This is a genomic window from Arenibacterium sp. CAU 1754, assembly GCF_054482635.1.
In genome coordinates this window covers 960,994-985,826 of record NZ_JBTLRG010000002.1, presented here as the reverse complement: position 1 = coordinate 985,826, position 24,833 = coordinate 960,994, and the positions used below count along the sequence as shown (strand labels likewise).

The 24,833-nt window shown below is 60.8% G+C and carries 24 protein-coding genes and 1 tRNA gene; 14 read left to right on the top strand and 11 right to left on the bottom strand.

Annotated elements, in window-relative coordinates:
• Positions 1-82 precede the first annotated feature (82 nt).
• The 4 genes from ACXYMO_RS11585 to ACXYMO_RS11570 all read right to left on the bottom strand — a co-directional run bounded on the left by ACXYMO_RS11585 (position 83) and on the right by ACXYMO_RS11570 (position 6,095).
• Positions 83-1,702: a hydantoinase B/oxoprolinase family protein gene (locus tag ACXYMO_RS11585; protein ID WP_458878841.1), complete on the bottom strand. Its 1,620-nt coding sequence runs from the start codon at positions 1,700-1,702 to the stop codon at positions 83-85.
• Between the two features lies 1 nt (position 1,703).
• Positions 1,704-3,782 carry a hydantoinase/oxoprolinase family protein gene (locus ACXYMO_RS11580; RefSeq protein WP_458878840.1) on the bottom strand — a complete coding sequence of 693 codons (2,079 nt, stop codon included), beginning with the start codon at positions 3,780-3,782 and terminating at the stop codon, positions 1,704-1,706.
• Positions 3,779-5,452 (bottom strand): thiamine pyrophosphate-dependent enzyme, encoded by a 1,674-nt coding sequence (locus ACXYMO_RS11575; protein WP_458878839.1) that lies wholly within the window; start codon positions 5,450-5,452, stop codon positions 3,779-3,781. Before ACXYMO_RS11575 ends, ACXYMO_RS11580 begins: the two co-directional genes overlap by 4 nt.
• A gap of 567 nt (positions 5,453-6,019) precedes the next feature.
• A tRNA-Thr gene (locus tag ACXYMO_RS11570) sits at positions 6,020-6,095 on the bottom strand.
• A 185-nt stretch (positions 6,096-6,280) separates the two neighbouring features.
• On the opposite strand from ACXYMO_RS11570, the gene ACXYMO_RS11565 reads away from it, so the two are divergent.
• The 4 genes from ACXYMO_RS11565 to modC all read left to right on the top strand — a co-directional run bounded on the left by ACXYMO_RS11565 (position 6,281) and on the right by modC (position 9,804).
• A complete protein-coding gene (locus tag ACXYMO_RS11565; RefSeq protein ID WP_458878838.1) occupies positions 6,281-7,156 on the top strand; it encodes a hypothetical protein in 876 nt (291 codons plus the stop codon).
• A gap of 79 nt (positions 7,157-7,235) precedes the next feature.
• Complete coding sequence (gene modA / locus ACXYMO_RS11560) at positions 7,236-8,024, top strand: molybdate ABC transporter substrate-binding protein (protein WP_458878837.1); 789 nt, start codon at positions 7,236-7,238, stop codon at positions 8,022-8,024.
• Positions 8,021-8,719 carry a molybdate ABC transporter permease subunit gene (gene modB, locus ACXYMO_RS11555; RefSeq protein ID WP_458878836.1) on the top strand — a complete coding sequence of 233 codons (699 nt, stop codon included), beginning with the start codon at positions 8,021-8,023 and terminating at the stop codon, positions 8,717-8,719. Before modA ends, modB begins: the two co-directional genes overlap by 4 nt.
• A complete protein-coding gene (gene modC / locus ACXYMO_RS11550) occupies positions 8,716-9,804 on the top strand; it encodes a molybdenum ABC transporter ATP-binding protein (RefSeq protein WP_458878835.1) in 1,089 nt (362 codons plus the stop codon). The genes modB and modC overlap by 4 nt, the downstream gene beginning before the upstream one ends.
• A 24-nt stretch (positions 9,805-9,828) precedes the next feature.
• Here modC and ACXYMO_RS11545 read toward each other — a convergent pair whose 3' ends face one another.
• The gene (locus tag ACXYMO_RS11545) at positions 9,829-10,086 is read right to left on the bottom strand and encodes a DUF2312 domain-containing protein (protein WP_458878834.1); all 258 of its coding nucleotides are present in this window, start codon (positions 10,084-10,086) and stop codon (positions 9,829-9,831) included.
• 205 nt (positions 10,087-10,291) lie between these two features.
• Between ACXYMO_RS11545 and ACXYMO_RS11540 the strand changes: the two genes are divergently transcribed.
• Positions 10,292-10,510, top strand: coding sequence for a hypothetical protein (locus ACXYMO_RS11540; protein ID WP_458878833.1), 219 nt, complete (start codon positions 10,292-10,294; stop codon positions 10,508-10,510).
• On the opposite strand, the gene ACXYMO_RS11535 is transcribed toward ACXYMO_RS11540, so the two are convergent.
• Positions 10,511-10,726, bottom strand: coding sequence for a hypothetical protein (locus tag ACXYMO_RS11535; RefSeq protein WP_458878832.1), 216 nt, complete (start codon positions 10,724-10,726; stop codon positions 10,511-10,513).
• Between the two features lie 258 nt (positions 10,727-10,984).
• Between ACXYMO_RS11535 and ACXYMO_RS11530 the strand changes: the two genes are divergently transcribed.
• From ACXYMO_RS11530 to ACXYMO_RS11515, 4 genes are read left to right on the top strand one after another with little or no spacing between them, the layout of a single operon-like run.
• On the top strand, positions 10,985-11,848 hold the full coding sequence (locus tag ACXYMO_RS11530; RefSeq protein ID WP_458878830.1) for an MBL fold metallo-hydrolase: 864 nt from the start codon (positions 10,985-10,987) through the stop codon (positions 11,846-11,848).
• 57 nt (positions 11,849-11,905) lie between these two features.
• Positions 11,906-12,334 (top strand): YeeE/YedE family protein, encoded by a 429-nt coding sequence (locus ACXYMO_RS11525; RefSeq protein WP_458878829.1) that lies wholly within the window; start codon positions 11,906-11,908, stop codon positions 12,332-12,334.
• Positions 12,334-12,765, top strand: a complete 432-nt coding sequence (locus ACXYMO_RS11520) for a DUF6691 family protein (RefSeq protein ID WP_458878828.1) — start codon at positions 12,334-12,336, stop codon at positions 12,763-12,765. The genes ACXYMO_RS11525 and ACXYMO_RS11520 overlap by 1 nt, the downstream gene beginning before the upstream one ends.
• A 9-nt stretch (positions 12,766-12,774) precedes the next feature.
• Positions 12,775-13,206, top strand: a complete 432-nt coding sequence (locus ACXYMO_RS11515; protein ID WP_458878827.1) for a protein tyrosine phosphatase family protein — start codon at positions 12,775-12,777, stop codon at positions 13,204-13,206.
• Positions 13,207-13,265: 59 nt separating this feature from the next.
• On the opposite strand, the gene ACXYMO_RS11510 is transcribed toward ACXYMO_RS11515, so the two are convergent.
• The 5 genes from ACXYMO_RS11510 to ACXYMO_RS11490 form a co-directional block, all read right to left on the bottom strand.
• Positions 13,266-14,447: a FliM/FliN family flagellar motor C-terminal domain-containing protein gene (locus ACXYMO_RS11510; RefSeq protein WP_458878826.1), complete on the bottom strand. Its 1,182-nt coding sequence runs from the start codon at positions 14,445-14,447 to the stop codon at positions 13,266-13,268.
• A 77-nt stretch (positions 14,448-14,524) separates the two neighbouring features.
• Complete coding sequence (locus tag ACXYMO_RS11505) at positions 14,525-17,203, bottom strand: ATP-binding protein (RefSeq protein WP_458878825.1); 2,679 nt, start codon at positions 17,201-17,203, stop codon at positions 14,525-14,527.
• Complete coding sequence (locus ACXYMO_RS11500; protein ID WP_458878824.1) at positions 17,203-17,526, bottom strand: hypothetical protein; 324 nt, start codon at positions 17,524-17,526, stop codon at positions 17,203-17,205. Before ACXYMO_RS11500 ends, ACXYMO_RS11505 begins: the two co-directional genes overlap by 1 nt.
• Positions 17,523-17,903 carry a response regulator transcription factor gene (locus tag ACXYMO_RS11495; protein WP_458878823.1) on the bottom strand — a complete coding sequence of 127 codons (381 nt, stop codon included), beginning with the start codon at positions 17,901-17,903 and terminating at the stop codon, positions 17,523-17,525. Before ACXYMO_RS11495 ends, ACXYMO_RS11500 begins: the two co-directional genes overlap by 4 nt.
• A 99-nt stretch (positions 17,904-18,002) precedes the next feature.
• Positions 18,003-19,310, bottom strand: coding sequence for a short-chain fatty acyl-CoA regulator family protein (locus ACXYMO_RS11490; protein ID WP_458878822.1), 1,308 nt, complete (start codon positions 19,308-19,310; stop codon positions 18,003-18,005).
• Positions 19,311-19,541: 231 nt separating this feature from the next.
• Here ACXYMO_RS11490 and ACXYMO_RS11485 point away from each other — a divergent pair, with 231 nt between their 5' ends.
• The 5 genes from ACXYMO_RS11485 to ACXYMO_RS11465 all read left to right on the top strand — a co-directional run bounded on the left by ACXYMO_RS11485 (position 19,542) and on the right by ACXYMO_RS11465 (position 24,806).
• Entirely contained in the window at positions 19,542-20,888 is a 1,347-nt protein-coding gene (locus tag ACXYMO_RS11485) for a substrate-binding protein (RefSeq protein ID WP_458878821.1), read from the top strand.
• Between the two features lie 129 nt (positions 20,889-21,017).
• Positions 21,018-22,049, top strand: a complete 1,032-nt coding sequence (locus tag ACXYMO_RS11480; RefSeq protein WP_458878820.1) for a branched-chain amino acid ABC transporter permease — start codon at positions 21,018-21,020, stop codon at positions 22,047-22,049.
• 3 nt (positions 22,050-22,052) lie between these two features.
• Complete coding sequence (locus ACXYMO_RS11475) at positions 22,053-23,267, top strand: branched-chain amino acid ABC transporter permease (RefSeq protein WP_458878819.1); 1,215 nt, start codon at positions 22,053-22,055, stop codon at positions 23,265-23,267.
• Positions 23,268-23,279: 12 nt separating this feature from the next.
• A complete protein-coding gene (locus ACXYMO_RS11470; RefSeq protein WP_458878818.1) occupies positions 23,280-24,035 on the top strand; it encodes an ABC transporter ATP-binding protein in 756 nt (251 codons plus the stop codon).
• 15 nt (positions 24,036-24,050) lie between these two features.
• Positions 24,051-24,806: an ABC transporter ATP-binding protein gene (locus tag ACXYMO_RS11465; protein WP_458878817.1), complete on the top strand. Its 756-nt coding sequence runs from the start codon at positions 24,051-24,053 to the stop codon at positions 24,804-24,806.
• Positions 24,807-24,833: the final 27 nt, after the last annotated feature.

The following is a 24,833-nucleotide window of genomic DNA, read 5'->3' as shown; positions in this document are numbered from 1 at the left end:
TCAGCGGGCACTTCTCGTTTCCGAAACCCTTGGGCGATCCGGGGGACGGTGTCCGTCAGTTCGGCCTCAGACGCGGCGAAGGTCACTTTCCGCCGTCTGTGACGTAACCTTTGCGCAGATCCTCGGCCCGGCTTTGCGCCGTGCGTTTGGCCGGGTCCCCAAAGCCACCGCCGCCGGGCGCATTGAGGATAAGGCGTTTCCCCGCGGGCACGAATTGCCAGCCCTTCGGGCGCAGCCGGGTCCCGTCATCCAGCGCAACGCTGCCCGTGGCCCCCGGCTGTCCGCCATCCCGCCCAAGTGGCGGTGTTCCAACCCGGTCGAACATGGCCGAAAATTCGAACTCGTGGTCCGCCGCCGGAGCGATTTCGATCGTCTGGCCCAAACCGCCGCGGAATTCGCCGTCGCCGCCCGAATCCGGGCGCAGCTCCTTGCGCCAGATCACAATGGGGCCGGTATGTTCGGTCGCCTCGATGGGCATCGTGTGCACCCCCGAGGGGAAGGCGGTCGCACTCAGCCCGTCAAGGCCCGGCCGCGCGCCCATGCCGCCCGAGTTGAACATCAGCACCTCGGACCGGCGCCCCTGCTGCCCCGGCGCGGGCCGCGCAGAGATGTGGATGTTCCACAGCGCACCTGCCCCTTCGGCCTGGATCTGCCCCGGCAGGGCCTGCGCCAGCGCGCCCAGGACCACGTCGGGCACCATGTGGCCGATGACATGGCGTAGACTCACCGGCGCGGGCCGCTCGGCATTCACGACATTCACCGGCGACGAAACCTCGAACGCTGCGAGCGATGCCGCATTGTTCGGGATGTCCGGCGCGACCACGCATTTGATCGCGTAACAGGCATAGGCCTTGGCGTAGATCATCGGACAGTTGATGCCCCAGCGGCTTGTCGGTGAGGAGCCGTCGAAATCAACGTGCACGCGGGTGTCTTCTATGGTCACCTTGGCCACCAGTTTGATCGGCTCATCGTAACCGTCGGTCAGCATCTCGTTTGACCAACTGCCCCTAGGCAGGTCCGCAATCCGCTCCATCACTGCCGCACGGGTCCGCGACAGGATGAAATCGCCCAGCTTGTCGAGATTTGGCAGGCCGATTTCATCCAGCATTTCCAGCAGACGTTTCAGCCCAACGTCGTTGCAGGCCGCAAGTGAGTAGAAATCGCCGACCACCTGGTTCGGCTCGCGCACATTGGCGCGCAACAGACTGACCAGAACCTCGTTCACCTCGCCGCGTTCGGCGAATTTCATGATCGGGATCTGGATGCCTTCCTCGTAGACCGATTTACCATCCGCCCCGAAGCCGCGCCCGCCCACATCGACCACATGGGCCGTGCAGGCGAAGAACCCGATCAATTCATCTCCGTTGAAAACCGGCGTGACCATCGTGATGTCATGCAGGTGCCCCGTCCCCAGCCACGGGTCGTTGGTGACATAGGTGTCGCCCGGGAACATGTTCTGACGCGGGATCGCCTCCAGAAAGTTGCCGACCGCCTCGGCCATCGTGTTCACGTGTCCCGGCGTGCCGGTCACCGCTTGGGCCAGCATCGCACCCTTGGCGTTGTAAACCCCGGCAGACAAATCGCCCGCCTCGCGCACGCTGGTGGAAAAGGCCGTGCGCAGCAGCGTCATCGCCTGTTCCTCGACCACGGAAATCAGGCGGTTCCACATCACTTGCATGCGGATTTCATCGACATGAGACATCTCAGCGTCCTTTCCGGATCAACAGGATCGTGCCGTCGGGCTGGATCACGGCATCGAAGGGCGAGGTGACGACGGTCGAGGTTTCGCTTTCCACGATCACGGCGGGCCCAGATATCCGTGCGCCAGGTGTCAGGGCGTCACGTTCGACAATCGTCGTGGCCAGTTCGGTTCCGGTCGCCGGATCGAACACCGCGCGGGTCAAGGCAACGTCGCCCCCTGCGCCATCTTTGGTCAGCGTCACCTTTTCTGGTGCCGGGCGAATGTCCTGCGCCTTGACCGACCATGTGACGAACTCGATCTCCGGCCCTTCGACCGCGCGGCCGAAAAACTGCGCATAGCGCGCGCGAAACGCCTGTTCGATCACGTCCTTGTCCGCGGCGGTAAAGGCACGATCCGGCAACGGCACGGGAATTTCCCAGCCCTGCCCGGCATAGCGCATGAAGGCCGTGACCTCGCGCTCGATCTTGCCGTCGGTCCCTGCCCTTACAAAGCTTTCAGCGGTGGCTTTCAACGCGTCCAGCATCGTGTTGGTGCCTTGCGGATCAAACCCGCTCAACCCCGCAATGCGCGAGGCAAGCGCCTCGTACCCGAACGGTGCCTTGAGAAACCCGATGGCCGAGCCGACGCCGGCACCCTGCGGGATCAGGCACATGTCGATGGACAGCTTTTCACACAGCCGTGCGGCGTGTAGCGGGGCGGCACCCCCGAATGCGATCATCACGTTATCGCCGATATTCTTACCGTTCTCGACGGCGTGCACACGGGCGGCGTTGGCCATGTTCTCGTCCACCACCTCGGCGATGCCAAAGGCTGCGGCCAGCGGATCAAGGCCCAGTTTGTCACCGAAGCCGCCGGCGATGGCTATGCGGGCTGCATCCACCGACAGCTTGATCTTTCCACCCGCGAAATCGTCCGGGTCAATCTTGCCCAGAACCAGATCGGCGTCAGTGATCGCGGGACGGTGGCCGCCGCGCTGGTAACAGGCGGGGCCCGGTTCGGACCCGGCGGATTCTGGTCCGGTCTGGATACGTCCCATGGCATCGACCCAGGCGATCGACCCGCCCCCTGCCCCGATCTCGATCATCTCGATCACCGGAATGGAGATCGGCATGCCCGATCCCTTGGCAAAACGATAGGTGCGTGCCACCTCGAAACTGCGGGCGGTCTGGGGCTGAAAATCCTCGATCAGGCATATCTTGGCGGTGGTGCCCCCCATGTCATAGCTGACGACCTTGTCCAGCCCGAAACGCTGCGCCACGTCGGCCGCAAAGATGGCACCGCCCGCAGGGCCGGATTCGATCAGGCGCACCGGAAAGGCCGAGGCTGTTTCAACCGAGATCAACCCGCCGCCGGAATGGATCATGAAGACCGGACAGGTCGCGCCCATCTCCTTGAGCCGGACCTGAAGCCGCGCAAGGTAGGATTCCATTTGTGGGCGCACATAGGCGTTGGCGCAGACCGTGTTGAACCGCTCGAACTCGCGCATCTGCGGGCTGACCTCGGACGAGATCGAGATCGGCAGGTCGAGCTTGGCCTCCAGAATCTCGCGCGCCCGCTGTTCGTGCGCACCGTTCAGGTAGGAATGGATAAACCCAATGGCGACGGCCCCGAACCCTTCGGTCTTGATCTTTTCGGCAAGCTTTTCCAATGCCGTTTCGTCCAGGGGCTGCAATTCCTGCCCCTGCGCACCGATCCGCCCCTTGACCGCAAACCGGTCCTCGCGCGGGATCAGCGGCGGCGGCAACTGGATGTCCAGATCGTACTGGGCAAAGCGGTTCTCGGTCCGCATCTCGATCACATCGCGGAACCCGTCCGTCGTGATCAGCGCCGTCCGTGCCCCGCGCCGCTGGATCAGCGCATTGGTGGCCAGTGTTGTGCCGTGAATGATGATGTCGACCTCGGGCAGGCTGACGCCCGCCTGTTCGGTCACGATGGCGATTCCGTCAAGGATCGACTGTTCAGGGGCCGTGTAATCCGTCAGCACTTTCGCCGAATGCATGACCCCGCGCACATCTAGCGCAATGTCGGTAAAAGTGCCGCCGATGTCAGCACCAAGGCGGATGCCCCGAGACAGAGTCATACCTTTTCTTTCGCTTTCAACGCTGCCTGGCGCATCTGAGACAGCGTGACCCGCGGCGTCAGCGCCTCGGGAGAAATGTTGAGATCAAGCACCGCGCCCGTCTTTGAGGCCTGCGCCCGCGCGAAGGCAGCGGCGAAATCATCGGTAGTCTCAACCCGTTCGCCGTGAAATCCATATGCCTTGGCCAGCGTCGCGAAATCCGGGTTCACCATGTCGGTTCCTGATACCCGCTCCGGGTAGTGGCGTTCCTGATGCGCGCGGATCGTGCCATAGATTCCGTTGTTCAGGATCAGGATGATGGGCTGCGCGCCTGCCTGCGCGGCGGTGGCCAGCTCCTGACAGTTCATCTGAAAATCGCCATCCCCCGCAAAGCAGACGACTGTCCTGTCCGGGTGGGCCACCTTTGCGGCCACGGCGGCGGGCAGGCCGTACCCCATCGCGCCCGATTGCGGCGCAAGAAGGCGCGCTTTGGGCCCGAACTTGAAGAATTTATTGGGCCAGACGGTGAAATTTCCCGCGCCGTTTGTCAGGATCACATCCTCGGGCAGCACGTCGCGCAGATGCGCCGTGACCTTGCCCATGTCCACTGGCGACGGAAGATCGCCCAGATCAAACCCGGCTTCGTAGGCCGCGTGCCCTTCGGCACGCCACGCCGCCCAATCCCCCGATACCGGTGCCGCAGCCAGCGCGCTGGCAAACGCGTTTGGCCCTGCCTGAATACCCAGGTCGGGCTGATAGACCTTGCCCAGTTCCAAATCCGACCCGTGAACATGGATCAGTCGTTGTTTCGGCAGCGGCACGTCAAGCAAGGTATATCCATCTGTGGAATTCTCTCCGAACCGGTTGTTCACGGCCAGGATAACGTCCGCGTCGGCGATAAGCTTCTTGACCGACGGCACCATGCCGACACCCGCCTCGCCACAGAAGGTGGGCGAAAAGTTGTCGTATTGATCCTGATAGCGGAACACCGAAACCACGGGGATATCCGAAGCTTCTGCAAATTTTTGCATGTCGGCACTACCCTCAGCCGTCCAGTTGCACCCGCCATAAAGGATCAGCGGGCGCGCGGCCCCTGACAGCATATCGCGCGCCTGTGACACCGCCTGCGCGGCGGGTTCGGGTTCGGGATACACCGCCGGGCCCCGCAGGGGCGCCGCGTCAGTATGGCTGGTCAACATGTCTTCGGGCAGCGCGATGACCACCGGGCCGGGGCGACCCGTCGTCGCCGTCTTCCAAGCGCGCGCAAGGATTTCAGGGATCCGGTCAACATCGTCGATCTCGACGGCCCATTTCGCGACCGTACCAAACATCGCGCGGTAATCGATTTCCTGAAACGCCTCGCGCCCCTTCATGTCCGTGCCGACCTGCCCCACGAAGACCAGCATTGGCGAACTGTCCTGCGTCGCGGTGTGAATGCCGATCGAGGCATTGGTGACGCCGGGCCCGCGGGTCACAAGGCAGACGCCGGGAATACCTGTCAGCTTGCCATAGGCCGCAGCCATGAAAGACGCGCCACCCTCGTTCCGGCACAGCACGAAATCCAGCTTGCCCTGCGTATCGTGCAGCGCATCAAGCACCGCAAGATAACTCTCGCCCGGCACACCAAAGCTTTTTCGCGCGCCCAGCGCGACGAGGCTTTCGACCAGAAGTTGACCACCGTGTCGCGTCATTGTCGTTTTCCCTTGTTGAAGCATGGCGCCCCGATCAGATGCACGTAGGCTGAGTGCACGACCGGATCTGGCCTCTTGCTTTCATGTTGACCACAAATAATTGGCTGGGAAATCGACAAAAGCCAACCTTTGTCACACTTGCCCGTCTGCGCCACGGGCCTATGACGTTACGCGGCCGGCATGCCCGTGGTAGTTTCCTCAGCAAATTCGAGTTGGATCAGATTTCCCAATGCTGAATGTGATCTGTGGGTATTCAATTCATTTGTCATAATAGCGCGGTCGACAGTCGCCCCGTCGTTCGACTACTCTTCCGCGCAAGGGCATCGTGTAATTTGTTGAGCCTGTCTCGTAGCGGTTGGGAGCTCGTTTCCATCCAATGACAACAAGGACGGTTGGGTTAGACAGCAGTCGTTTAAACAAACTCCTTGGCTCGTTGAACAGGCTGTTTTCGAGTATTAGGTAGCAACATCCGCGAACAATTTCCCATAAACCATCGACACCAAGCAAAAGGCAAAGTTCGGGCGGATGCTTTTCGCTAGGGATGCATACCCTTGAAAAAATAATGAATGGTGCCCCCACACGGACTCGAACCGCGGACCTACTGATTACAAATCAGTTGCTCTACCAGCTGAGCTATAGGGGCCTTAGCGTCCGATTAATAGCTTCGGCGCGCGGCTGCAAGACCGAATTTTGCAGCTCCGCATCATGGCCCGGTGTCTCAACGTCGATCCCGCCGCGGACCAGGAGCCGGGCCAAGCCGTTTGACTGCCCTGCGCCAAAACGCTAACCCCAAGGTTCACACTGGGCTTAGGGTAAAATCCGGCAGGCATGAAGGTCATCATTCATCCCGGCGCGCATCACACTGATGATGACCGCCTTTTGAAATGCCTTTTGCGCAACAAGGAAGATTTTTCCGGCAGGGGTGTTTCGGTCCCTGGTCCTGGCAAATACCGAACCCTTCTGAAGGACACGTTCAGCGCGCTGGAATCCGCGGATGCCGCCCCGGGTGCCCGTGACGTTCTGATTGACGCGATCCTGGACGATGAAACCGCAGACCGGATGATCCTGTCGAACGCTCATTTCTTCGGGTCTCCGCGATTTGCCCTGGGGCAGGATCAGTTCTATCCACTGGCCCCCCTGCGATTGCAGCAGATCGACCAGCTGTTCGAGGGCGATCAGATCGAGCTGTATTTTGCCATATGCAACCCGGCCACCTTCATTCCCAATGTTCTGGGCAAAGCCCCGGAAATGCATATCAGCAGCCTCCTGTCCGGGCTGAACCTGCAAAAGCTGCGCTGGTCCAAAATGCTCGAGCGGATCAGGGAGGCCGTGCCGGACATGCCGATCACGGTCTGGTGCAACGAAGACACGCCGATGATCTGGGCCCAGATCATTCGCCAGATGGCCGGTCTTGGGGATGGTGAAAAAATCATTGGCGGCTTTGATCTTTTAAGCACGATCATGACCCAAGAAGGCATGCGCCGATTCCGCACCTATCTGCACACGCACCGAAATCTGGATGAAATTCAGAAACGCGAAGTGATCGCCACCTTTCTGGACAAATACGCCATCGAAGACGCCATCGTCGAGGAACTGGACCTCCCGGGCTGGACGGACGAACTGATCGAGATGATGACCGAGCTTTATGACGCCGATGTCGAACGGATACTGCAGATGTCCGACATACAGATGATCGCCCCCTGACCTGCGACCCGAAACCGCTTGCATCCGGGTTCGGGCCCTTGCGATACCTATGTGCGGACAGATCGTGAGGTGCCCCAGAATGACCAGTCCCGGATTTCGCCGGTTTCTTCAGCCTCTTGTGCTGTGCCTGGCGTTGTTTGGGTCTGCGGTTGATGCGCAGCCGACCGTGACAGTGTTTGCGGCCGCCAGCCTCAAGACCGCGCTGGATGACGTGGCCGACCGCTACCTTGCGGACAGCCCGAACCAGGTGCAAATCTCGTATGGGGGCAGTTCCGCACTGGCACGCCAGATTCAGTATGGGGCTCCGGCGCAGGTGTTCATTTCGGCCAATGCGGCATGGATGGATACCCTTGAGGCAGATGGTGCTCTTGTCGATGACACCCGCGTCAATCTGCTGACCAACAGGCTGGTTCTGATCGCGGCCCCCGGCACTGATACAACGCTCAGACTGTCGGCGCATCCGGATCTGGCGGCTGCGCTGGGTCAGGACGGGCGTTTGGCGATGGCGCTGGTCGATGCGGTTCCTGCTGGCATTTATGGACGAGCGGCGTTGGAATTCCTTGGTCTGTGGGAGGACGTGCGCACACGCATTGCCCAGTCCGACAATGTGCGCGCCACCTTGCGGCTTGTCGCGATGGGCGAAGCGCCGCTTGGCATTGTCTATGCCACCGACGCGCTTGCCGATCCGCGCGTGCACGTCATCGACAGTTTTGCACCTGAAACCCACCCGCCAATCCGCTATCCGGCGGCGATCTTGCGCGATGGCGACACAGCCGAAACGCGCGATTTCTTTGACTTTCTCACAGGGCCTGCGGCGGCCGGGATATTTCGCGCACACGGGTTTGGCGTGATCGGAGCCGGTGAATGACGACTTGGCTGGGCCCCGAGGAATGGCAGGCGGTTGCCCTCTCGCTGAAAGTGGCGTTCTGGGCGACGCTGCTGGCGCTGCCACCGGGTATCCTGGTGGCCTATGCGCTTGCACGCTGGCAGTTTCGCGGCAAACAGCTGTTGAACGGACTGGTCCATCTGCCGCTGATCCTGCCGCCGGTGGTCACGGGCTACCTGTTGCTGCTGACATTCGGGCGGCGCGGCATGGTGGGCCATTGGCTGGAAGAGACCTTTGGCCTGGTCCTTGCCTTTCGCTGGACAGGCGCAGTTCTGGCGGCGGCAATCATGGCGTTTCCACTGATGGTGCGGGCGATCCGGCTGGGGGTCGAGGCCGTCGACCCAAAGCTTGAACAGGCCGCCGCGACCCTTGGCGCGCGCCGTTCCGCAGTGTTTTTCACCGTCACCCTGCCCCTCATCCTGCCCGCCTTGATCACCGGCGCGGTTCTGGCTTTTGCCAAGGCAATGGGTGAATTTGGCGCGACCATTACCTTTGTCTCCAACATTCCCGGCCAGACCCAAACGCTGCCTTCGGCCATCTATACCTTTCTGCAGGTGCCGGGCGGCGAAGGCCCGGCTGCGCGGCTTGTCATCGTGTCGGTCGTGGTGGCCATGGTGGCCTTGCTGGCGTCCGAACTGCTGGCGCGCCGTGCGGCAAAACGGATTTCCGGGACATGACCCTGTCACTCGACATCACCCACAACCAGGGCGATTTCACGCTGGACGTGGCTTTTGAGGCCCCGGGCGGGATCACCGCCCTTTTTGGCCGCTCCGGAACCGGCAAGACCACCGTCGTCAATGCGCTGGCAGGGCTGTTGCGCCCCGATACCGGACGGATCATGCTGGCGGGCAAACCCCTGTTCGACAGCGCTAAGGACCTGTGCCTGCCCCCGTGGCAGCGCCGCATGGGGTATGTTTTTCAGGATGGCCGCCTGTTTCCGCATATGACGGTGCGGCGCAACATGATCTATGGTCAGAAATTCGCCCCGGCCGACGCCACGGGCCCCACCCTTGATGACGTCGCCGACCTGCTGGGCATCACGAACCTGCTCGACCGCAAACCCGCCGCCCTGTCCGGGGGCGAGAAACAGAGGGTCGCCATCGGGCGGGCGCTGCTGTCGCGTCCGCGCCTGTTGCTTATGGACGAACCGCTGGCCGCGCTGGATGCGGCCCGCAAGGCCGAAATCCTGCCCTACCTGGAGCGGTTGCGCGATCATACCGATCTTCCGATCCTGTATGTCAGCCACTCGGTTTCCGAGGTTGCGCGTCTGGCAACGACGGTTGTCGTGCTTGAAGACGGGCGCGTTGCCCGGTCAGGTCCGGCCGAACAGGTGCTGTCCGATCCGGACATGGTGCGCCAACTGGGCGTGCGCGAGGCAGGGGCAGTTCTGCCGGCCCGCATCGCCAAACACCATGCCGACGGATTGACGGAACTGGCAATTTCCGGCGGACGGCTGTTTCTGCCCCGGATGGAAAACGCGGTAGGCACGCGTACCCGGGTACGCATTCTGGCCCATGACGTGATCCTGTCACGCACCTCCCCCGAGGGCCTGTCGGCCCTGAACATCTTGCCCGTCCAGATCATCGTCCTGCGCGAAGGCAGCGGGCCCGGCGTGGTGGCTCAGATGCAATGTGGCGAGGATAGATTGCTGGCGCGGATCACCCGCAGATCTGCGGATGCGCTTGACCTGGCGCCCGGAAAATCGGTTTTTGCAGTGATCAAATCGGTCTCTGTCGCCCGCACCGATGTCGGGACGGGCTGAGGCGGCCCGAAAGCCGCCCGCGGGTCACATGCCCAGCGCTTCCTTGTACATCTCCAGGATCGCTTCTTCTTCGGCGATGTCGTCCTTGTCGCGCTTGCGCAGAGCCACGACCTTGCGCATCACCTTGGTATCATAGCCACGCGCCTTGGCCTCGGCCATCACCTCTTTCTGCTGCTCGGCGAGGTCCTTTTTCTCACTTTCCAGCCGTTCGATCCGTTCGATGAACTGGCGCAGTTCGTCTGCGGTCACACGATAGCTGGCGTCGGTGTTGGTATCGCTCATGAAAGGGCTCCGTCTGAATGGTGATTGGCTTGCGGCCTCCCGGATACCGCCCCCAAGTCCGCGCCGCAAGGTGGGAAAGCCCCCCTGCCCCGGTCTTGCACCGGACGAACCGATCCGCTAAGGCCCGGACCGGGCCGTGGCCGTGCGCCAGCTCGCCGTCCCGCGCCACGAAAGGCGCCCTGAATGACCCGGAACGAGGTATCACATGTTCGAAATGATGATCTGGGGCGGTGCCGCGATGTCGGTTATCGGGCTGGTTGGTGTGCTCTGGTGCATTCTCAAGGTGACAAAGGCAAAACGCGCAGGCCTGAGTGATGAGGACCTGCGCGCTGCGGTTGCTTCGGTGCTGCCCATCAATCTGGGCGCATTCCTTTTGTCGGCCATTGGCCTGATGCTGGTGGTTGTGGGTGTGATCCTCGGCTGATCAGACCGGCATATTGTCAAACCGGTCTTCGATAGCTTCTTCCAAAAGAACGGTGTTCAGATCACGCACGCGCGGCGGAACATGCATGCCCTGCGCGATCATGTGTTCAACGACCCGATTCAACTCGGGCTGCAACTCAAGGCGTTTCTTGGGGCTGGCGGTCGAAACCTCGTTTGCAAGTTTTTCGGCGGCTTTCAGCAGCATCTTATCGTCCATCAGGGTCTCCCATTATTTTATGCTCTCCTGTCGATTCACTTTGTACCACAGGCATATGACGTTTTCTCGAATCTGCCCCAGAAGCAGCCCGGACAACGCGGATTTGCGCCGAACTGCTCATTCAATTGGCGAATTTAGCGCAAGAGTCGCATGATTCACCAATCCAAACCTTGATTCACGTCAATCCGGGAACGAAATGATGCTTGCAACATATGCATAAAACAATATATGTCTTGCCAAGCAGAAGGAGACCCTTCCATGACACCCACGGTCAAAGCTTTTTTTGACGAGGCGACCAACACGGTTTCCTACGTCGTTCGCGATCCCCAGGGCAGCGCCTGCGCCATCATCGACAGCGTTCTGGATTTCGATCACGCATCGGGGCGGACAGACACGTCCTCGGCTGACCGGATCATCGAATATGTGCGCGCTGAAAAGCTGAGCGTCGAATGGATTCTCGAAACCCACGTCCATGCCGACCACCTGTCGGCGGCCCCCTTCCTGCAACAGGCGCTGGGTGGCCAGATCGGGATCGGTGATAGGATCACGATCGTGCAGGACACGTTCGGCAAAGTGTTCAACGAAGGCACCGAATTCCAGCGCGACGGGTCACAGTTCGACGCGCTGTTCAAGGAAGGCGACAGTTTCCACATCGGTCAGCTGCGCGGAGACGTGCTGCACACCCCGGGTCATACCCCGGCCTGCCTGACCTATGTCATCGGCGATGCGGCCTTTGTCGGCGACACGCTGTTCATGCCCGATTTCGGCACGGCGCGCTGCGACTTTCCCGGCGGATCGTCCGAGACGCTTTTCAAATCCATCCAGAAGATTCTGGCCCTGCCGGATGGAACCCGCATTTTCGTAGGCCATGACTATAAGGCCCCCGGTCGGGACGACTATGCATGGGAAACCACCGTGGGCGAACAGAAAGCCCTGAATATCCACATTGGCCAGGGTCGCAGCATCGAGGAATTTACCCGGATGCGCGACACACGGGATGCCACGCTGCCGATGCCGCGCCTGATCCTGCCTTCGCTGCAGGTGAACATGCGGGCCGGCAACATGCCCGATCCGGACGATCAGGGCGACGTATTTTTGAAGCTGCCCGTAAACAAGATCTGATCACTAAGATCACCACTCACAAACAAAAAAAGCGCGAACAACTGAAGGACAGACCTGATGGAACAGGATTGGATATGGGGCTTGGTTGGCGGTTTCGTCATCGGCCTTGCGGGGGCCGTTTACCTGTTGGGGAACGGCCGCATCATGGGAGCAAGCGGTATCATCGGCGGGCTCGTCGATGGAACGGGATGGAACACCGCCCTTGAACGCCTGGCCTTTCTGGCAGGTGTGATTGTACTGCCGATCATCATGACACCGCTTTACAATGTCGACATCGCAACGCACGTGACCAGCAATTACGCGGTCATCATTGTTGCCGGCCTGCTGGTCGGGGTGGGATCGCGGATTGCCAATGGCTGTACGTCGGGCCACGGCGTGTGCGGCATTTCGCGGCTCTCGTTGCGCGGCATGGTCGCGACCGTCTTTTATATCCTCGCCGGTGGTCTGACCCTGGCGCTGCTGCGCCATGTCTGGGGGCTGATCTGATGCGGATTATTTTTTCGCTTCTTTCCGGCAGCCTGTTTGGCGCCGGTCTCTTCATGTCCGGTATGACCGACACGACCAAGGTTCAGGGATGGCTGGACGTGTTCGGCGACTGGGACCCGACGCTTGCCTTTGTGATGGGCGGCGCGATCATACCGATGTTCATCGCATGGCGCCTGACCCATGGCCGCAAACCTGCCGCCGGGGGAGAGTTTCCTGCCCTGCCCCGCCCCGAGCTTGACCGCCGTCTGGTCACCGGATCGGTGATCTTTGGCATGGGCTGGGGACTGGCCGGATTGTGCCCGGGACCCGCAGTTGCATCGCTCAGCTATGGTGGTGCGGGTGGTCTTGTGTTCATGGCCGCGATGCTGGTTGGCATGGGCGCGGCGCCAGCAGTGGGCCGGACGCTGGACAGGCTTGCCGTGGCGGCGTAAGGGTGCGCCATGCAAGCACGTCAACTGTCCCCCCGCTATCAGGTCTCGCCGCAAATCGCGGTCGAGGATATCCCCGCAATTGCAGCTGAAGGGATTACCACCATCATCTGCAACCGCCCGGATGCCGAAGTCCCGCCAAGCCATCGGGCAGACGCCATTGGCGCGGCGGCGCGGGCTGCGGGTCTGACATTCGAGGTTCTGGAACTGACACATCAGACCATGACCCCGGAAAACGTGGCCAGGCAGCGGGCACTGATCGACACTGCCGACGGTCCGGTGCTGGCCTATTGCGCCTCGGGCACGCGGTGTTCAGTGGTCTGGGCGCTGGGTCAGGCAGGCGACATGGCGACCGACGATATCCTGGCCGCGACTGCAAACGCCGGATATCAGCTGGACGGGTTGCGCCCTACGTTGGAGCAACTGGCCCGGTCACAGGGTTGAGATAAAACGAAAGTCATGATGCGCGCCGGGTCCAGCCCGGCGCGTTTTTCGTTCAGCGGTCAGTTGACATCGTCAAATGCGGGGACCTGCCCCTCGTCTTCAAGGGACAGCCCGGCCAGTTCCGAAATTTCGGCGGCAGCATCTTCCGGGCTCAGGTTGAGAAAATCGCTTTCGGTCTCTTCATTCTGTAGTCCGGTCAACCCGTCGACATCCGCAGCCGCCCCGACAGGATCGGGCGTCGGCCATATCTCTTCCAGCCGTGCTGGCGGTAAGTCGTGAGTTGTATCATCCGCATGTGCCGACGCCGGGATGCCCGGGGTGTCGATCAGCGCCTGAAATTCCATCCGCCCTGCTGTCTGCGGCGCAGTCTGCACTGCCGCGACCTCGTTCAGGCGAACGGCCCACAGGCCGCCCGACTGCCCCAGACACGCCGCGGCGACCCTGCGCCCATCGATCGCAATCAGTTCTGCCTGGTCCAGCCGCTGTCGGTTCAGCGGCAGGATGTCACCCGCTTGCATCTTGCCCAGATCGGACAATGAGAGGCGCAGGCGCCCGACCACGGCCATCAGATTCGCCCGCGCCGTCGACAGGGACTGTTCCAGACGAGGCCCGGCATCAACCGTTTCAGTCTGACCTGACACCTGCCCCGCCTCGATATCAGGCAGGACAAGGCAGATCGCGCCCTGCAGCAGGCCACCTTCAAATTCGAGTGTCAGGTCAAATACGCGAAACCGTTCAGCCTCGACCGCAAGCATCAGGCTGCGCATATCCTCGGCCCGCGCCCCAAAGCGGTATCCGTCCAGACATTTCCGGTCCAACGCGCTGTCCGCGATGCCGCCGGCCCGGGCCAGCATTTCATCCATCAACGGCGCAACCATTGCCGCATCGGTCGCGGTAAACGGACGCTCCCCCGGATCGCCGCCCAGAACGCGCCCGGTGGTCTGCTGCTGGATCAGCGCCGCCAGCGCGCCGCGATCCACACTGGCCCCGCCCACGCGCCCGTCCGGCCCGTCAAGCAAAAGCAACAGACGATCATCCCTGAGATGCTCAGCCAGGGCGTCCTGCGCACTGCGCGTCTGGACCGCGCCGATCACCGACAGCGGCATGTCGAACAGATCTGCCGCGCTGCGCGCCAAGCCAAGTCTGAGCGCGCGCAGTGCCGACCGACCGGTTTTGCGCGTGCCGTCGCGCCCGGCGGCCATCTTGCGCTGAAGTGCGGTGTCTGATGCCTTGGCTTCCATGCGGTTCCGACCTGCTGACATTGGCCCTTTCAGGCTCAGGTCTATGCAAGGTTGGTTACGAATGCCTTTACAGACTTCTATTGCGCTGCCATTTCCCGCGCCATTGGCAAGGTTACGCGAAACGCGCCACCGCCCTGCCCCCTGAGGTACGAGACATTCCCGCCCAGCCGCTGTATGATCTCGCGGCAGATCGCCAGCCCCAGCCCCGCGCCGCCGGCCTTTTCCGCACTGACGCGGGCAAATTTCTCAAATACCATCGATTGCGCGTCGACTGGAACACCACTACCGTTGTCGATGAAATCCACCACCAGAACGCCGCCGTCCTGATGGACGTCAATTGACAGTTCGGGATCGGACGCATCGCAATATTTCTGGGCATTCGCGATCAGGTTTATGAACACCTGCGCCAACCGGTCGAGATCGGAATAGAGATGTACCGTTTCGTTCAGGCGCCGCCGCTTGACCCGCAAAGGCCCCTGCGACCCCGCCAATGCCGCGGAAACCGCGTGATCCAGCACATGTTCAAGCGACCCGCTGCGCATGTTCAGATTGACCTGCCCGCTTTCAAGGACGCTCAGGTCCAGCAAATCATCCAGCAGACGGGTCAGCCGCAATGCCTCATCATGAATGATCGTGGCATAGCGGCGCTTTTCCTGTGTCTCCAACCCGTTTGCATCACGCAGGATTTCCGAAAACGCGCGGATCGACGTCATGGGGGTGCGCAGTTCATGGCTGACCTGGCTGAGAAAGGAATCCTTTTGTACCGAAATTTGGGTCAGCTTCTCGTTGGCTTCCCTCAACTGCCCGGCGGTCCGGGTCAATTCTTCCGACTGTGCCTCAAGCTTGCTTGAATACTCCAGCATCTGCGCGCTTTCGTCGGCGACAGCCAGCAGGTCCTGAACCGACACCGAACTGCCTCCGACGATCTGCCCAATCATCGCATGCGCCGTGGCCGCGCCGACCGACCCGGCCAATTGCCGTTCCAGTTTTTCCAGGAATTCGGGCGTCGGTTCCGGCAATTCCCCGTGCCCGCCCTGCCGCGCGGCCTCGCTATGGAACAGGGCGCGCGCATCTTCCGAGCCCAAAATCCTCTGCGTCATCACCATCAGGTCCTCGGTCTGGGCAACCGAACCGGCCCACCCGCGCAGACCTGCGGTATGGTCGAACACATTGACGAACTGCGCCCCCTGCAGCCGTTCGACCGGATTGGGAAAACTGATCAGCGACGCGGCGCAGAACGCCAGCGTGTTCAGCGACAGGCTCCACATCACCGCATGCACAATCGGATCCAGCCCTGAGATGCCGAACAATGCCTGTGGCCGCAGCCACGACCAGCCAAACAGGCCGTTCTGCATGATCGTTTCCGGCATCACGCCGGTGCCCAGCCCCGGCAGCAGCAAAACATAGAACCAGACCACGAACCCGGTGATCAGACCCGCCAAGGCCCCGACCCGCGTGGCCCCGCGCCAGAACAATCCCCCGACCAGCGCCGGCAGGATCTGGGCGATCCCTGCAAAAGCAATCAGTCCGATCGAGGCCAGCGCCGTCCCGCCGCCCGACAGTTCGTAGTAAAAACAGCCCAGCGCCATGATCACGCCGATCGAGATCCGCCGCGCCAGCAAGACAAAGTTGCGCACATCGCCCGATACCGAGGCCCCTGTGCCCCGCGACGACAGCCAGATTGGCATGACAATATGGTTCGAAACCATCGTCGACAGGGCCATTGCAGCCACGATCACCATGGACGTGGCCGACGAGAACCCGCCCAGGAACGAGAGCATCGCCAACCCTTCGCGTCCCTGGCTCAGCGGAACGGTCAGAACAAAAAGGTCGGGGTTTGCCCCGGCTGGCATAAGGTCCAGGCCGACAACCGCGATAGGCACCACGAACAGGCTCATCAGAAACAGATAAAGCGGAAAGGCCCAAGCGGCGGTGCGCAAATGCTGCTCGTCGTCGTTTTCGACGACCATCACCTGAAACATCCGCGGAAGGCAGACGAAGGCCGCCGCCGACAGGAAAGTGATCGCCGCCCAGCGCCCGCCATTGACCTGCCAGTGTCCGATCTCGGATGCATCGATCCGCGCCAGCGTTTCGGGAATGCCCCCCGCGATGCCCCAGACGACGAATATCCCCACCGCAAGCAGGGCCACCATCTTGACCACCGCTTCTAACGCGATGGCGGTGACCACACCGTGGTGGCGTTCGTTCGCATCCAGGTTCCGGGTGCCGAACAGAATGGCAAAGACCGCCAGTCCCGCCGCAACCCAGAACACGCTGGCCCCTTCGTCATATCCGCTGTTGGGGTCTGCTTCGGCAAAGATTGAAAAAGACAGCGTAATCGACTGGAGTTGAAGGGAAATATAAGGCGTGATCCCGATCACCGCGAGCAAGGTCACGCAGACGGCCAGCGTGTTCGATTTGCCATAGCGTGACGAAATGAGGTCCGCGATCGAGGTCACCCGCTGACTGCGCCCGATCCGAACCAGTTTGCGCAGGCCCCACCACCAGCCGATCATCACAAGCGTCGGCCCGATGTAGATCGTCACGAATTCAAGACCGGACCGCGCCGCGTATCCAACGGCGCCGTAAAACGTCCACGCCGTGCAATAAATCGACAGGGAAAACGTGTAGACGAGCGGTGAGCGCAACCAGGTGCTGCGCCCACGGGCCGCCACCCGATCGGCCAGAAAGGCCACTGCGAACAACAGGGCCACATACCCAAGACAGACCAGAACCAGAAGGTTGAGCGACGCCATTAGCCCTGCCCCGGCCCTTGTGGCCCGTCTGCCTCGCCCCAGCGGCGGAGAATGTATCCGAACACGGCGGCACAGGCGATCAGGCCACCCCAGGCAACGAAGACGTAAAGATAGGCCCCGGACGTGCTGACCCCCGGTTCGGCGATGTCATCCCCGCCGCCGGATCTGGGCCACAACAAGGGGATCATGAACAGGACTGTCCCCAGAATAGGCAAAAGCCGCGCCGCATCCATCAACCGGCGGCGTCGGTATCCACGCCGTTCAAGAAACAGGGCCTGCGATCCGGGCTTGGTACCCGGCAGGTCGTTGCCCTCCTGGGTCATGGGCGCGATGCCTGCGCCACCAGATCCCGCACGGCGGTCAGCACTTCGGTGTTTGAAAACGGTTTGGTCATGAACCGGCTGACACCAGCCCTTTCGGCCATGTCCCGGTCGCGGGACTGACCGCGCGCCGTCAGCATCAGCACCGGCAAAGCCGCCAGGTCCTGAATATCCCGCAGTTCGCGCAGGATTTCCATGCCGCTTTTGCCGGGCAACATCATGTCCAGAATCACCAGATCAGGCTTTGCCGCCTGTATCACCTCAACCGCGTCACTGCCGTCTTCATGCGTATCCACATGCCACCCGTCACGGGTCAGCAGGAAACGAATGGCCTCGATAATGTTTGGTTCATCCTCGATCAGCAGAACATGCCGGTTCATTGATCGCTCTTCCTCCCCCATAAGGCGCAGTCCACGCTACGCCTCAGCACCGTTTTTCAGATGCCTTTCAATCAGCTTAGCCGCGCAGTTGCATCCCTGTCAAAATTCTTTCCGCAAAATGGACGGCTCGCGGCGGGCGTGACATCCGACGCGCGGGCACACGCGGCAACTGCTCCCAACTGCGCGTACGTCGCCTTCGGTTTCATCCGCTTGCTGGACCGGCAGGATCAGCATGGTCGCATGATACAGCGGCTCCTCGTCAAAGCTCGTGACGCGCTGCGGCCAGGCCAATGCCATACAATCGAACTGGGCCCCCGTACGCCCCATTTGCACGATCCTGCGGCGCACCGGAACCAAGGGACGACTCAGCACCTGAAACAGCGGCCATAGCGGACAGGGTGATCCGAAGCGCGGAACCGAGAACCCGTTGATGGGCCGCCGAAAAAGAACGCTGCCAGAGGCGTCACAGACCACCAGCCCGGCCTCGAATGGCAAGGCTCCTTCGGGCATAGCTGCCAACCGGCGCAACACCGTCGGCAGCTCGGCTTCGAACTCGGTTGCGAGCGCCATCGGGTCCGGCCCCAGTCGGTTGATCGCCTCCAGAAACGGCTCATAGGGCAAGGCCCGCGAATCCGCGACATATATCGCCAGCAACTCGCGCGCGATGTGGCGCGCCGCACCCGAGGCCAACCCCGGTGCCGACTTGACCAATGTATCAGGGTCACTTTCCCCCGTCTCCAAAGCGGGAAAGTGATATCCGTGGGCCGCAAAAAACGCTTCGGCTTCTTCGCGGGGTATGCCACGTTGGTCATCGCCGTTGTCCGTATCGTCCAGATACGTCACCAGCGCCTTGCTACTTTCGGCCAGCCGACGGCTGTCCTCGTTCAGATTGCGGTGAAACCTGTCGCGCCATTCCTGCTCCAGCTCGCCGGTTTCCGCCAGAATCGAAGCGGTCGAGCGGATTGCCGCGGCGGTGGACAGAACCTCGTGCAGGGAACCCGCCAGATGCGGGTCATGCGCCAACCGGTCGGAAAGAGTTTCGACCGTGCGTTCCAGCGATGCGATCCTGCGGTGCCCCAGAGCCAGAACCTCGGCCCAGCCCGGAAAGCGACCGGCAAATTCGTCGGCCCGGTCGGTTTCCGCCGCGACCGCGCCGGCATCGGCGGCTGCCTCGCGCAGCGTCGCGATCAACGCAGCCTCGGCGCCTTCGGTCAGCATCGAAGGCTCGACCCCCAGAACCCGGGCGATGTCGACCAAGAGTTTTCCGCCGATTCTGCGGCGGTTATGCTCGATCAGATTGAGGTAGGAAGCTGAAATGCCAATTTGTCGCGCAAGGTCGGCTTGCCGCAAACCCGCAATTGATCGTCGTTCCCGGATACGGCTGCCGGTCAGAGTGTCACGCGCCATGTCGGGCAGGCCCTTTTTTCACTTTATTTCAACGAGTTTCTGCATTGCAACATAATGCAATTTACAGATCCCTCACACTGCTTGTGTATTTATTTACAAAAATATTGTGACCATCAAGGGGTTTATTGCGTGGTTTTCTGGTAATGCCGCATAGTGAATTTGCACAAACGTGCCTGCACTGCGCGATTACGAGGAGCCGCGCAGTGCGTTTCACGCAATGGGAGGATTTTAATGTCCAAATCTGATGTCACACGTCGTGGCGTGCTGAAGACCGGTACACTTGCCGGTGCCGGCGTCGCTCTGCCGACCATTTTCACCGCGTCATCCGCGGCCGCTTATCTGAACGAACCTACAGGGTCGTCCGTCACGCTGGGTTTCAACGTACCCCAGACCGGCCCTTATGCCGACGAAGGCGCCGACGAACTGCGCGCCTATGAGCTGGCTGTTGAGCACCTGAACGGTGGCGGCGACGGCGGCATGCTGAGCACCTTCAGCTCGAAAGAACTGCAGGGCAACGGCATCCTGGGCAAGAAAGTCGAATTCGTTACAGGTGACACTCAAACCAAATCGGACGCAGCCCGCGCATCGGCCAAGTCGATGATCGAAAAAGATGGCGCAGTCATGATCACCGGCGGTTCCTCGTCGGGTGTTGCGATCGCCGTTCAGGGTCTCTGCCAAGAGGCTGGCGTTATCTTCATGGCGGGTCTGACCCACTCGAACGACACCACCGGTAAAGACAAGAAAGCCAATGGCTTCCGTCACTTCTTTAACGGATACATGTCGGGCGCCGCACTGGCTCCGGTTCTGCAGAGCCTTTATGGCAGCGACCGTAAAGCCTATCATCTGACCGCCGACTACACCTGGGGCTGGACCCAGGAAGAGTCGATCAAAGCATCGACCGAAGCTCTGGGCTGGGAAACCGTGAACGCCGTGCGCACGCCGCTGGCCGCGACCGACTTCTCGTCCTATATCGCTCCGGTTCTGAACTCCGGTGCTGACGTTCTGGTTCTGAACCACTATGGCGGGAACATGGTCAACTCGCTGACCAATGCGGTTCAGTTCGGTCTGCGCGACAAGCAGGTGAACGGCAAGAACTTCGAAATCGTTGTTCCGCTCTATTCGCGCCTGATGGCGAAAGGTGCCGGCGAAAACGTGAAAGGCATTCACGGTTCGACCAACTGGCACTGGTCGCTGCAGGACGAAGGCTCCAAAGCATTCGTGAAATCCTTTGGTACCAAGTACGGCTTCCCGCCGTCGCAGGCTGCTCACACCGTGTATTGCCAGACCCTGCTCTATGCAGACGCGGCGACACGCGCGGGCACCTTCAACCCCTGTGGTATCGTCGAAGCGCTGGAAGGCTTCGAATTCGACGGTCTGGGCAACGGCAAAACACTGTACCGTGCCGAAGACCACCAGTGCTTCAAGGACGTTCTGGTCGTGCGCGGTAAAGAAAACCCGACGTCCGAGTTCGACCTGCTGGAAGTTGTCGAAGTGACACCTGCCGCTCAGGTTACATATGCACCGGATCACCCGATGTTCGCCGGTGGCGAACTCGGCAAGTGCAACCCGGGCGCCTAAGTCGCCCAGGACTTGGCCCGGCCGCGCCGCACGCGTGGCCGGGCACTCTCTTGAACCGGACGCCTTTGTGACAAAACACCGGCCGGTTCTTACCTAATTCCACCCTGATCAACCCAAAGGTGGGGACCGATGGACGCGATTATCCTCCAAATTCTGAACGGGCTCGACAAGGGCTCGGCCTATGCGCTGATTGCGTTGGGCCTGACTCTCATCTTTGGCACGCTTGGCGTTGTCAACTTTGCGCATGGCGCGCTGTTCATGGTCGGTGCCTTCTGTGCCGTGACGATGCAGCGCTTGCTGAATCTCAGCTTTGAAACCGTTGATGAGACGCAAAAAGACTTTCTCGGCAACGCGATGAAGGTCAAAACCCCCTATGTCGAAGCCTGGTTCGGCCCCGAGACTGGCGCTGCCATCATCGACTGGTCCGTGCCTCTGGCCATTCTTCTGGCCATTCCGGTCATGCTGGTGGTCGGGTACGTCATGGAACGCGGGTTGATCAAACACTTCTACAAACGTCCGCACGCTGATCAGATCCTCGTGACCTTTGGCCTGGCCATCGTTCTGCAGGAAATCGTGAAATATTTTTACGGCGCCAACCCGATCCCGACCGGCGCCCCCGACGCGTTCCGAGGATCTTTCGACTTTGGCGTTCTGCTGGGCTTTGATCCGAACGCGATCATCTACCCCTACTGGCGTATGGTCTATTTCGCATTTGCCGCTGTCATCATCGGTGCCGTCTTTGCGTTCCTGCAATTCACGACCTTCGGTATGGTGGTGCGCGCCGGCATGGCCGACCGCGAAACCGTTGGCCTGCTGGGCATCAACATCGACCGCCGCTTTACACTGATGTTTGCCATCGCCGCCGCGGTGGCGGGTCTGGCCGGGGTGATGTATGCGCCAATCAACTCACCCAACTATCACATGGGCATGGATTTCCTCGTGCTCAGTTTCGTGGTGGTTGTTGTCGGCGGAATGGGCAGCCTTCCGGGCGCCGTACTTGCCGGGTTCATGTTGGGTATTCTCGAGGCCTTCGCTTCGATGAACGAGATCAAAGCGATCCTGCCCGGCATTGACCAGATCATTATCTACCTTGTTGCGATCGTCATCTTGCTGACCCGGCCCCGTGGCCTGATGGGACGCAAGGGCGTGATGGAGGACTAAGCGATGCTCGGACTCGACAAAAAAGACACTACACTTTTGATCATCGTGGCCGTGCTGGCACTGTTCGCGCCGTTCATTCTCAACCCCTTCCCCGAAGGCAGCGCCATGGCGCAGTTCAACGCGGGCTATCCCGACCTGATGCAGCGCTTCGTGATCTTCGGGATCCTGGCGATCGGGTTCAATCTGCTCTTTGGCCTGACCGGCTATCTCAGCTTTGGTCACGCGGCCTTTCTCGGTGTGGGCTCTTACGCTGCGGTGTGGATGTTCAAACTGCTCAGCTACAACGTGATCCCGTCGATCATCCTGTCGGTCATCGTTGCCGGGCTGTTTTCGGTGCTGATCGGTTTTGTCAGCCTGCGTCGCTCGGGGATCTACTTTTCGATCCTGACACTGGCCTTTGCGCAGATGTCCTACAATCTGGCCTATTCGGTTCTGGGCAACCCCAGTTCCAGCTATAACCTGACCAACGGTGAAACAGGTCTTCAAGTCTATAACTCGGACCCGCAAATCTTTGCCTCGGCCAATGCGCCTGACGTGCCCCACCTCTTTGGTATGGCGATGCGCAGCAGCTACCAGCTGGAACTGGGCAACTGGCTGTTCACCTTCAACGCGGGCTACTACGTCTGCGCCATCATCATGCTGGCCAGCTTCTATCTTGCGATCCGCATCTTCCGCTCACCCTTTGGCATGATGCTGCGTGCGGTCAAATCGAACCAGCAGCGGATGAACTATACCGGCCTGAACACGCGCCCCTACACTCTGGCTGCGTTCGTGATTTCGGGCATGTATGCCGGTCTGGCCGGCGGTCTGCTGTCCTCGATGGACCCGCTTGCCGGTGCCGAACGGATGCAGTGGACGGCCTCGGGTGAGGTTGTTCTGATGACCATCCTTGGCGGCGCCGGTACGCTGATCGGCCCGATCCTTGGCGCGGGGTTCATCAAGTACTTCGAAAACATCTTCTCCAAGATCAATGACACGGTCCTGCACCAGTGGTTCGCATTCATGCCCGACGGACTTGAAGACGCCATGGTGTTCATCGTCCACCCCTTCATCGGTAAAGGCTGGCACCTGACACTGGGCCTGCTGTTCATGCTGGTCGTGATCTTCCTGCCCGGTGGCCTTGTCGAAGGTGGCCAGAGAATTGGCAACTGGTTGCGCAATCGCAAAAACGCCGGTTCCGATGACAAAGCGGCCGGTTCCACCGAGCCTGCGGAATAAGGAGACAGACAGATGGGTATCCTTGAAGTCAAGAACGTCAATAAACGCTTTGGTGGTTTGCAGGCCTTGGGCAACGTGAACCTTTCGGTTGCCGAAAACACCGTGCACGCCATCATCGGTCCGAACGGCGCGGGCAAATCCACCCTGCTGAACTGCCTTGTGGGCAAGCTGATCCCGGACACCGGATCGGTCATGTTCGACGGGCAGTCCGTTCTGGGACGTGCGCCTTACGAGATCAACCAGATGGGCATTTCGCGCGTTTTCCAGACGCCGGAAATCTTCACCGATCTGACGGTGATGGAAAACATGATGATCCCCTGCTTTGCCAAACGGGACGGGTCGTTCGAAATGAACGCGCTGACCTCGATGGCCGGTCAGAAGGACATCATCGAACGCGCCGAACAAATGTTGGTGGACATGAACATGGCTGACAAGCGTCACATGCACGCGGGCTCCATGTCGCGCGGTGACAAACGTCGCCTGGAAATCGGCATGTGCCTCAGTCAGGAACCACGCCTGTTGCTGCTGGACGAACCCACCGCCGGTATGGCGCGGGCCGACACCAACAACACCATCGATCTGCTGAAACAGATCAAGGAAGAGCGCGACATCACCATCGCCATCATCGAACACGACATGCATGTGGTGTTCTCGCTGGCCGAACGGATCACCGTTCTGGCGCAGGGCACTCCGCTGGTGGAAGACACGCCCGAAAACATCAAAGGCCATCCCAAAGTGCGCGAAGCGTACCTTGGCGAAAGCGCATAAAGGGAGAAGACCAAGATGAACGTCAAACCGGACTTTTCCAAGAACGCAAACCAGGCGACCACCGCCCCGGCCTTTCTTTCGATCTGGGATGTGCATGCCTATTATGGTGAAAGCTATATCGTCCAGGGCATCAGCTTTAACGTCCACGAAGGCGAAATCCTTGCCCTTCTGGGGCGGAACGGCGCGGGAAAAACCTCGACCTTGCGGACCATTGCCCGTCTGGCCGACCCCGAACTGAAGCACGGTGAAATCTGGCTGGATCACAAGCCGCTGCACAATATGACCAGCTACGAGGCGTCGGCCGCCGGTCTGGGCCTGGTGCCCGAAGATCGCCGCATCATCCCCGGCCTCACGGTCGAGGAAAACCTGCAACTGGCCCAGATCGCCCCGCCCATCGGCTGGTCTATCGAACGGGTGTACGAACTGTTTCCGCGTCTGGGCGAACGCCGCAAGCAAGAAGGCGTGACCCTGTCGGGCGGTGAACAGCAGATGCTTGCCATCGCGCGGGCCCTGTGCCGGGACATCAAGGTGCTGTTGCTGGATGAACCTTACGAAGGTCTGGCGCCGGTGATCGTGGATGAGATCGAAAAGACCCTGATCACCATCAAGGAACTGGGGATCACCACGGTCATCGTCGAACAGAACGCCGTGCGGGCCCTGGAATTGGCCGACCGCGCCGTCATTCTGGACACCGGTGGAATCGTCTTTGACGGCACAGCCGCCGAAGTTCTGGAGAACGAGGAACTGCGCGCCGAATACCTGGCCATTTGATCCGGCCAGTTTTAGGCAAATCCAAAT

What these genes read in the sequence shown, in the direction of transcription:
- ACXYMO_RS11470 (WP_458878818.1), top strand. Translation starts at nt 23,280, where the DNA reads ATGGGTATCCTTGAAGTCAAGAACGTCAATAAACGCTTTGGTGGTTTG.
- ACXYMO_RS11565 (WP_458878838.1), top strand. Translation starts at nt 6,281, where the DNA reads ATGAAGGTCATCATTCATCCCGGCGCGCATCACACTGATGATGACCGC.
- ACXYMO_RS11545 (WP_458878834.1), bottom strand. Translation starts at nt 10,086, where the DNA reads ATGAGCGATACCAACACCGACGCCAGCTATCGTGTGACCGCAGACGAA.
- ACXYMO_RS11475 (WP_458878819.1), top strand. Translation starts at nt 22,053, where the DNA reads ATGCTCGGACTCGACAAAAAAGACACTACACTTTTGATCATCGTGGCC.
- ACXYMO_RS11480 (WP_458878820.1), top strand. Translation starts at nt 21,018, where the DNA reads ATGGACGCGATTATCCTCCAAATTCTGAACGGGCTCGACAAGGGCTCG.
- ACXYMO_RS11535 (WP_458878832.1), bottom strand. Translation starts at nt 10,726, where the DNA reads ATGGACGATAAGATGCTGCTGAAAGCCGCCGAAAAACTTGCAAACGAG.
- ACXYMO_RS11530 (WP_458878830.1), top strand. Translation starts at nt 10,985, where the DNA reads ATGACACCCACGGTCAAAGCTTTTTTTGACGAGGCGACCAACACGGTT.
- ACXYMO_RS11485 (WP_458878821.1), top strand. Translation starts at nt 19,542, where the DNA reads ATGTCCAAATCTGATGTCACACGTCGTGGCGTGCTGAAGACCGGTACA.
- ACXYMO_RS11520 (WP_458878828.1), top strand. Translation starts at nt 12,334, where the DNA reads ATGCGGATTATTTTTTCGCTTCTTTCCGGCAGCCTGTTTGGCGCCGGT.
- ACXYMO_RS11510 (WP_458878826.1), bottom strand. Translation starts at nt 14,447, where the DNA reads ATGGAAGCCAAGGCATCAGACACCGCACTTCAGCGCAAGATGGCCGCC.
- ACXYMO_RS11490 (WP_458878822.1), bottom strand. Translation starts at nt 19,310, where the DNA reads ATGGCGCGTGACACTCTGACCGGCAGCCGTATCCGGGAACGACGATCA.
- ACXYMO_RS11495 (WP_458878823.1), bottom strand. Translation starts at nt 17,903, where the DNA reads ATGAACCGGCATGTTCTGCTGATCGAGGATGAACCAAACATTATCGAG.
- ACXYMO_RS11540 (WP_458878833.1), top strand. Translation starts at nt 10,292, where the DNA reads ATGTTCGAAATGATGATCTGGGGCGGTGCCGCGATGTCGGTTATCGGG.
- ACXYMO_RS11580 (WP_458878840.1), bottom strand. Translation starts at nt 3,782, where the DNA reads ATGACTCTGTCTCGGGGCATCCGCCTTGGTGCTGACATCGGCGGCACT.
- ACXYMO_RS11515 (WP_458878827.1), top strand. Translation starts at nt 12,775, where the DNA reads ATGCAAGCACGTCAACTGTCCCCCCGCTATCAGGTCTCGCCGCAAATC.
- ACXYMO_RS11585 (WP_458878841.1), bottom strand. Translation starts at nt 1,702, where the DNA reads ATGTCTCATGTCGATGAAATCCGCATGCAAGTGATGTGGAACCGCCTG.
- ACXYMO_RS11575 (WP_458878839.1), bottom strand. Translation starts at nt 5,452, where the DNA reads ATGACGCGACACGGTGGTCAACTTCTGGTCGAAAGCCTCGTCGCGCTG.
- ACXYMO_RS11465 (WP_458878817.1), top strand. Translation starts at nt 24,051, where the DNA reads ATGAACGTCAAACCGGACTTTTCCAAGAACGCAAACCAGGCGACCACC.
- ACXYMO_RS11500 (WP_458878824.1), bottom strand. Translation starts at nt 17,526, where the DNA reads ATGACCCAGGAGGGCAACGACCTGCCGGGTACCAAGCCCGGATCGCAG.
- ACXYMO_RS11525 (WP_458878829.1), top strand. Translation starts at nt 11,906, where the DNA reads ATGGAACAGGATTGGATATGGGGCTTGGTTGGCGGTTTCGTCATCGGC.
- ACXYMO_RS11505 (WP_458878825.1), bottom strand. Translation starts at nt 17,203, where the DNA reads ATGGCGTCGCTCAACCTTCTGGTTCTGGTCTGTCTTGGGTATGTGGCC.
- modB (WP_458878836.1), top strand. Translation starts at nt 8,021, where the DNA reads ATGACGACTTGGCTGGGCCCCGAGGAATGGCAGGCGGTTGCCCTCTCG.
- modA (WP_458878837.1), top strand. Translation starts at nt 7,236, where the DNA reads ATGACCAGTCCCGGATTTCGCCGGTTTCTTCAGCCTCTTGTGCTGTGC.
- modC (WP_458878835.1), top strand. Translation starts at nt 8,716, where the DNA reads ATGACCCTGTCACTCGACATCACCCACAACCAGGGCGATTTCACGCTG.